This window comes from Streptomyces fuscigenes (assembly GCF_021556455.1).
Lineage (GTDB): Bacteria > Actinomycetota > Actinomycetes > Streptomycetales > Streptomycetaceae > Streptomyces > Streptomyces fuscigenes.
Window position 1 is genome coordinate 1 of record NZ_JAKGCV010000280.1, and the last position, 7419, is coordinate 7419.

The 7419-nt window shown below is 72.0% G+C and carries 6 protein-coding genes; 1 reads left to right on the top strand and 5 read right to left on the bottom strand.

The genetic code is table 11. The features are described 5' to 3' along the window. Positions 1-75 precede the first annotated feature (75 nt). The 5 genes from L1885_RS19920 to L1885_RS19940 form a co-directional block, all read right to left on the bottom strand. Entirely contained in the window at positions 76-1545 is a 1470-nt protein-coding gene (locus tag L1885_RS19920) for a glycoside hydrolase family 3 protein (RefSeq protein WP_235798523.1), read from the bottom strand. A gap of 81 nt (positions 1546-1626) precedes the next feature. Continuing rightward, positions 1627-2481: a carbohydrate ABC transporter permease gene (locus L1885_RS19925; protein ID WP_235798524.1), complete on the bottom strand. Its 855-nt coding sequence runs from the start codon at positions 2479-2481 to the stop codon at positions 1627-1629. Further along, positions 2478-3449, bottom strand: coding sequence for a carbohydrate ABC transporter permease (locus L1885_RS19930; RefSeq protein ID WP_235798525.1), 972 nt, complete (start codon positions 3447-3449; stop codon positions 2478-2480). The genes L1885_RS19925 and L1885_RS19930 overlap by 4 nt, the downstream gene beginning before the upstream one ends. Positions 3450-3466: 17 nt before the next feature. Beyond that, a complete protein-coding gene (locus L1885_RS19935) occupies positions 3467-4762 on the bottom strand; it encodes an extracellular solute-binding protein (RefSeq protein ID WP_235798526.1) in 1296 nt (431 codons plus the stop codon). A gap of 5 nt (positions 4763-4767) precedes the next feature. Then, positions 4768-6021 (bottom strand): ROK family transcriptional regulator, encoded by a 1254-nt coding sequence (locus L1885_RS19940; protein ID WP_235798527.1) that lies wholly within the window; start codon positions 6019-6021, stop codon positions 4768-4770. A 145-nt stretch (positions 6022-6166) separates the two neighbouring features. Here L1885_RS19940 and L1885_RS19945 point away from each other — a divergent pair, with 145 nt between their 5' ends. Continuing rightward, a complete protein-coding gene (locus L1885_RS19945; RefSeq protein ID WP_235798528.1) occupies positions 6167-7345 on the top strand; it encodes a cytochrome P450 family protein in 1179 nt (392 codons plus the stop codon). The last annotated feature ends 74 nt before the right edge of the window (positions 7346-7419 follow it).

Here is a 7419-nt window from a genome sequence, read left to right on the forward strand (position 1 = left end):
CCGGGCCGCGGCTCGGGTGCGCTCACCGGCGCCCGCCCGCGGCCCGCGCCCCCAGCGCGTTGCGGGGCGCGCCGCTCACCGGGTGCCCAGCAGGACGTCGACGGCCGCACCGGCGCACACCCGCGAGGCGCCGAAGGTGCGCACCCAGCCCCGGAAGCCCCCGAAGTCGTCGCCCGGCACGCCCATGTCCACCACGACGCAGCCGGGGTGGCGGCGCTCCAGCTCCTCGAGCACAGGCCGCTGCCAGGGGAAGCGGTGCGAGCTGCGCACGAGCAGCACCACATCGGCGTCCGGCCCGAACTCGTCGAGATACAGGCCGATCTCCGCCCTGATCATGCCCTCGGCGTTGTACGTGTCGCCGGCCACGGCGAGCGCCTCGACCTCGATGCCGGCCGCGCGCAGGGGCTCCTCCACGCCCCAGTTCGCGCCGCCCTGCGCGGGCGAATGCGTGGGGTCGAGCCGTACGACGAGGGCGCGGCGGCCCTTGAGGACGGCCTCGCCGTGCACCTCGACCACGTCCCGGGCGAGCCGCTCGCCGACCGTGTCGTCGTGCGGCACGCCGGTGGCGCGGGGCCGTGTGCCGAGCCTGGCGAGCCGTGCGGCGGCCTCGCGCAGCCGCTCCTCGGGCAGCGTGCCGTCCTCGACGGCGGCGACCAGCGCGCGGGCCGCCGCGTCGACGTCGTCGCCGAACGCCCAGGCGCCCAGGCACAGTGCGTCGGCGCCGGCGGCGATCGCCCGAACGGCCGCCTCGGGCAGGCTCGCCACGTCGCTGATGCCGTGCATCTCCAGGGCGTCGGTGATGACCACGCCGTCGAAGCCCAGCTCGTCGCGGAGCAGCCCGGTCAGCACGGCCGGGCTGATCGTGGCGGGCACGTCGTCCAGCTGGGTCAGGTGCACGTGGGAGACCATGATGCTGTCGACCCCGGCGGCGACGGCCGCGCGGAACGGGTCGAGGTAGTGGTCCACCAGCTCCTCGCGGGACAGGTCCACGACCGGCGTGCCGAGGTGTGCGTCCGTCGAGCTGAGCCCGTGGCCGGGGAAGTGTTTCGCGCAGGCGCTCACACCTGCCGCCTGCAGGCCCTCGACCCAGGCCGCCGCGTGCCGGGCGACCAGCGCGCGATCCTTGCCGAAGGTGCGGATCCCGTTGGGGGAGAGGGGGTTGACGGCGGTGTCGACGGCCGGGGCCAGGTCCCAGTCGATGCCGGCCTCCACGAGCGACAGGCCGATCTGGTAGGCGGCCTCGCGGGTGAGCGCCGGGTCGTCGAGGCGGCCGAGGGCGTGGTTGCCGGGCACCGACGTGCCGCCGAAGCCCTCCAGCCGGTTGACGTCGCCGCCCTCCTCGTCGACGGAGAGCAGGACGTGCTCACGCAGCCCGTGCAGGCCTGCGGTCAGTTCGCGAACCTGCTCGGCGGACGCGATGTCCTTGCCGAACAGGACGAAGCCGCCGAGCCCTTCGGCGACGCGGGCCCGGGCCCAGCGGGGGACGGTCCTGCGTCCGAGCGCGGGGAACAGCACGCCGTGGGCGAGCCGGGACAGCTCGGTCATGGTTCTTTCCTCACCTTGGAGTTGTTCGTCGTGCGGTGGCCGGCGACGCGGTGGCCGGCGCGGTGCGGCGGCGCGCCGCGCTTAGCCCTTGACGGCGCCGCTGGTCATGCCGCCCACCAGCCGGCGCTGCACCAGCAGGAAGAAGACGAGCACGGGGATGGAGAAGATCGTGGAGGCCGCGATCATCGCGCCGTAGTCGACGCTCTCCGACGTCTTGAAGGACACCAGCCACACGGGAAGTGTGTAGTTGCTCTGAGATTTCATGATCACGTAGGCGAAGATGTAGTCGTCCCACGCGTTGACGAAGGCGAAGATCGACGTGGCGACGATGCCGGGCATCAGCAGCGGCAGCAGCACGCGGACGTACATCTGAAGGCGCCCGCAGCCGTCGACGAGCGCGGCCTCCTCCAGTTCGACGGGCACCGCCTCGACGAAGCCGCGCAGCGTCCAGATCGTGAACGGCAGCACGAAGGTCATGTACGTCAGCACGAGGCCGGGGACGAAGTCGAGGGCGCCGATGGACCGCAGCATCAGGTACACCGGGATGACCATCGCCGCCGCAGGCACCATCTGCACCAGCACCAGGATCGTCAGCACCGCCTTGCGCCCGGCGAAGCGGAACCTGGCGATGGCGACGGCCGCGAACAGCGAGATGGCCAGGGACAGCACCACCGACGACAGCGTCACGGTCAGCGAGTTGCGCACGAAGGTCCAGAAGCCCGACTTGTCGAGCGCGCGGGTGAAGTTCTCCAGACTCATCGGCCAGGGGAAGAACTGTGGCACCGAACTGAGGATGTGGGCGCGCTGCTTGAGGGCGGTGGCCACCATCCAGTACACCGGGAACACCACGACGGCCGAGACCGCCATCGCGATGGTGTTGTTGACGGTGCGGCGCCGCCGCGCCGGGGAGCGCGTCGGGGTCGTCGGGGCACTCATGCGACCTCCCCCTGCCGGGACAGCCTGCGGACGTAGGCGACGGAGAACAGCGCGAGGATCACGACGGTGACGACCGCCACCGACGCGCCGCTGCCGTACTGGTTGCGGCTGAACGCCGTGATGTACGCGTACACGCCGAGCGTGGTGGTCTCCCCGTCCGGACCGCCCTGGGTGAGCACCCAGATCGGTGTGAACGAGTTCACCGACCAGATCACCTCGAGGATCGTGAGGATCGCCAGGACCGGTCGCATGATCGGGATCGTGATGTGCCGGAACATCTGGAGGGTCCCCGCGCCGTCGAGCCGTGCGGCCTCGTACAGCGACTCGGATATCTGGCCGCGCGCCGCGAACAGGGTCAGCGCCACGAACGGCAGCCCCTTCCACACCGTCAGCACGATGATCAGGGCCAGCGCCGGCACCGGATGCGAGAACCAGTCGTACGCCGACAGGTCGCCGAACACCTTCACCTGCGTGAGCAGCCAGTTGGCGACGCCGTACTGCGGCTGGAACATCCACTGCCACACGAGCGTCGCCGCCACCATCGGCATGGCCCACACCAGCACCAGGCAGACGGTGGTGACCACGCGGGCCCACGCCGACACGCCCATGAGCAGGTGCGAGAGGAGGAAGCCCAGCACCATCAGCAGGGCGACGCACAGCACGGTGAACACCACGGTGCGCACCAGCACACCGAGGAAGTCGGAGTCCGCGAAGATCCGGGTGAAGTTGCCGAGGCCGACGAAGTCCGACTGCCCGGTGAACAGCGACCGGGGCCCGAAGTCCTGGGTGGACAGCACCAGCAGGCGGACCAGGGGATAGCCCTGGACCAGCAGCAGGGCGGCCAGCGCCGGGGCGACCATGGCCCAGGGCAGCAGGTGGCGCCGTGCCGGCCGGCGCGCGCCCGGCGGCCCCGTGCGGCGGGCCCGCGGCGGCGCGCCGGCCGGGCCCCGCTTCTCAGTGATTGCCATGAGGCGTCCCGACGTCGTCAGTTGCTCAGGGAGTTGAAGGCGTCCGTCGCGTGCTTGTCGTACGCGGCCGAGGACGAGGCGATGTCCGCACCGCTCGCGATCTTCGAGAAGAACTGCTCGTTGTAGCGCTCGGTCTCCAGCGTGGCCTCGCCCGGGCTGTTGGGCAGCGCCTGGCTGAGCTTGCCGGCCTCGGAGGCCACGGTCAGCTGCTCGGGCACGCCGGGCGGGGTGAAGTCCGGTGAGACGGGCAGCAGGTTGAGCTCCAGTGCCATCTTCTGCTGGAACGGCTTGCCGGTGATGATCCGCAGCCAGTCCTCGGCGGCCTTGCGGTCGGGGCTGGCGGCGGCGATGCCGATCGTGGAGCCGGAGACGATGACGGGCATCGTGCTGCCGGCGGTGTAGCCGGGCATCGCGAAGAAGCCGATGTCGTCCTTCATCTTCGGGTTCTTCTCGACGACGGCCGCGGGCTCCCACGCCTTGACGTACTCCATGGCCGCCTTGCCGTCGGCGAAGAGCTGGTCCTGGTCGGGACTGTCGGTGTTCACACCGACGGAGGAGGGGGTGGAGCAGGTGTTCTGGAACGTCTTCCAGGCCGTGAGGCCGGCCCGGTTCGCCGAGGACGTCATCTCGGCCCGCCACTTGCCGTCCTTCTGGGAGGCCACCTTGCCGCCCTTGGCGAACAGGAAGGGCATGCCGTTGAACCAGTACTGGCCGGGGAGGTAGAAGCCCGAGAAGTTGGCCGTCCCCTTGTTCGCGCCGGCCAGCGAGGCGCAGGCCTTCTCCATGTCCGCGACGGACTTCGGCGGGGTCTTGATGCCCGCGTCGGCGAACATCTTCTTGTTGTACATGACGACCTTGGTGCCGCCGTAGAGCGGAACCGCGTACAGCTTGCCGTCGAACTCCGACGGCCCGGACAGGCCCTTGAGCCAGCTGCCGGAACCGGTGAAGGACGCCTTGTCCTTCGTCAGGTCCGCGAGCCCGCCGGAGTAGGTCTGCAACGGGGTCTGCGTGTTGCCCATCTCGACGATGTCCGGCGGGTTGCCGCTGGCGAGCGCGGTGGTGATCTTGGTGGCGACGCCGTCCCACTGCTGGACCTGCACGTCGACCTTCATGCCGGGGTGGGCCTTCTCGAACTGGGCGTCGACGTCCTTGACGAGCGGGCTGTCGCCCGGCCCGCCCGTCATCATCCAGACCGTGAGCCGGTGGTCGGAGGCGGCCTTCGCGCCCCCGCCGCCACCGGAGCCGCACGCCGTCAGCGTGAGCGCGAGGACCGGGAGCGCCGCGAGCGCACACCGTATCCGGGATCGGTTCATTGTTCTCACCCTTCTGCCATCTGGTCGTCGTGCGTGGTGCGGGTGGTCGCGTCGTGCCCGGCGGCACCCGGCGCGGTCGGGCACGCGTCGAGGCGGCCCACCACCAGGTCGCGGTCGACGGCGACGGAGGCGGCGTGCGCGGTGCTCACGCCGAGGGACTCGTAGTACCGGCCGAGGGAGGAGGCCATGGAGCCGAGCAGCCCGGCCGAATCGCCGAGGTCGGCCCTGCGCACGACGCTGCGCACGCCCACCGCCTCCGCGACCCGGTCGCTGATCTCGGCCAGCCGGGCCGCCCCGAAGGACTCGGAGAAGCCGCCGGTGAGGACCACGGTGCCCGGCTCGTAGGCGAGCGCCACCACCGTCACCAGGTGGGTGAGGGCGCCGTGCACCTCGGCGAGCAGGTCCGCGTGCTTCTCCGGCTCGGCGAACAGCGCCTGCGCGGTGGGCACGTCCGCGCCCCGGCCGCGCGCGTACGCGACGAGGTCGGCGCCGGAGAGCAGATCGCGCAGCCGCTGGTCGCGGCCGGGCAGCGGAAGACGGCCGAACTCGCCGAGGAGGCCGGTCCTGCCGACCAGCACCCGGCCGTCGAGCGAGACGGCGGAGCCGAGGCCGGTGCCCATGGCGAGCAGGACCGCGGTCTCCCTCTCCGGCAGCGATCCGTACTGGAGTTCGCCCAGCAGGGCGAGGTTGGAGTCGTTGCCGACGACGGTGGGCACACCGAACCGCGCGGAGACGGCCTCGATGAACCGGGTGCCGGTGATCTGCCCGAGGTTGTGGGACGCCACGACGCTGCGGCCGTCGCCGGTGACCACACCGGGCAGGCCGATCGTGACGGTCGTCAGGGGCACGCCGTCGCCGTAGCGGGCGACGAGGTCGGCGACCCGGCCCGCCACCCACGCGGCGAGTTCGTCCGCGCCGGCGTCGCGCGGCGTGGCGTCCCGGCTCCTGATGACGGCGCGGCCCAGCGCGTCGGCCACCACCACGCGGCAGTTGGTGCCGCCGAGGTCGATTCCGCAGACGAGGGCGGAGCGGTCGTCGAAGGCCACGGACGTCGACTGCCGGCCGGGACCGTCGCGCAGCACCCTGGCGCCCTCGCGCACGAGGGACTCCGCCATCAGGTCGTCCACGATCCGAAACACCGTGGCGCGGCTGAGCCCGGTGTCGGAGATGAGCTGCTGACGGTCCATCTCGGTGCCGGAGAGCAGGGCCGCGAGCACGGCGCTGCGGTTGGACGTGCGGGGGAGCGAGGTAGTTGCCACAATTCCTCTCACGCTGAGATTAATTCGTGGTGGCTACTTTAACCACGAGGGACCGGCGAGAACCAGACACGTGCATCACGTTCCCGTAACCACCCGCCGGGCGGGGATCGCCCGCTTCCGGCCGGCCCGGACGTAGGCTGGGGCGATGGCTACGTTCGAACTCGCCGACCTCGGCGCGGACTTCACCGCGGACCCGTATGCGCTCTACGCCCGGATGCGGGAACTCGGTCCCGTCCACGAGGTGCGCGGCGCCGACGGCTGGCGGTTCTGGCTGATCGTCGGGTACGAGGAGTGCCGCGCGGCCTTCGGCGACCCCCGCCTCGCGAAGAGCTCCCCGTTCCAGGACGAGGAGGACCGGATCATGGGGCGGCACGTGCTGATCTCCGATCCGCCCGACCACACCCGCCTCCGGCGCCTCGTCGCCAAGGAGTTCACGCCCCGGCGCGTGGCCGCCATGCGGCCGCGCGTGCAGGAGATCACCGACGGTCTGCTGGACGCGATGCTGCCGGCGGGCCGCGCCGACCTGGTGGACGCGCTCTCCTTCCCCCTGCCCATCACCGTGATCTGCGAGCTGCTCGGCGTGCCGCACGAGGACCGCGACTCGTTCCGCGCGTGGTCGAACGACGTGGTCGCGCCCACGGACGCCGAGCGCTCCCGGACCTCCGTGCTGGCCATGCGCGACTACCTGGACGCGCTCATCGCCCGGCGGCGCGGCGCCGAGCCCGGCGACGACCTGCTGTCGGGGCTGCTGCGCACGGAGGCGGAGGGGGAGGACCGGCTCTCGGCCGAAGAAGTGCGGGCGATGGCCTTCATCCTGCTCGTCGCGGGCCACGAGACGACCGTCAACCTGATCTCCAACGGTGTCCGCGCCCTGCTCCAGCACCCCGACCAGCTCGCCGCGCTGCGCGCCGATCCGGACCTGCTCGACGGCGCCATCGAGGAGATGCTGCGCTACGACGGCCCGGTGGAGAACGCGACCTTCCGCTTCACCACCGAGCCCGTCCTCCTCGGCGGCACCGAGATCCCGGCCGGCGAGCCGGTCCTCGTGGGCCTCGCCTCCGCGGACCGCGACCCGCGGCGCTTCGCCGAGCCGGACACCTTCGACATCCGCAGGTCGGCGGAGGGCGGCGCCGGGCACCTGGCCTTCGGCCACGGCATCCACTTCTGCCTGGGGGCGCCGCTCGCCCGGCTGGAGGCGAGGATCGCCATCGGCTCCCTGCTCGAACGCGCGCCGAAGCTGGCCCTGGACGAGCCGGACCGCGCCTTCGACTGGGTGCCGGGCCTGCTCATCCGCGGCACCCGCCACCTGCCGGTGCGCTGGTAGCGGGGGCGTCCCGGGGAGCGCTGCGACGGCCCGGCGGCACCGCGGCCCCGTCCCGGCGCGGCCCCGCCGCCGCG

What these genes read in the sequence shown, in the direction of transcription:
- L1885_RS19925 (WP_235798524.1), bottom strand. Translation starts at nt 2,481, where the DNA reads ATGAGTGCCCCGACGACCCCGACGCGCTCCCCGGCGCGGCGGCGCCGC.
- L1885_RS19920 (WP_235798523.1), bottom strand. Translation starts at nt 1,545, where the DNA reads ATGACCGAGCTGTCCCGGCTCGCCCACGGCGTGCTGTTCCCCGCGCTC.
- L1885_RS19935 (WP_235798526.1), bottom strand. Translation starts at nt 4,762, where the DNA reads ATGAACCGATCCCGGATACGGTGTGCGCTCGCGGCGCTCCCGGTCCTC.
- L1885_RS19945 (WP_235798528.1), top strand. Translation starts at nt 6,167, where the DNA reads ATGGCTACGTTCGAACTCGCCGACCTCGGCGCGGACTTCACCGCGGAC.
- L1885_RS19930 (WP_235798525.1), bottom strand. Translation starts at nt 3,449, where the DNA reads ATGGCAATCACTGAGAAGCGGGGCCCGGCCGGCGCGCCGCCGCGGGCC.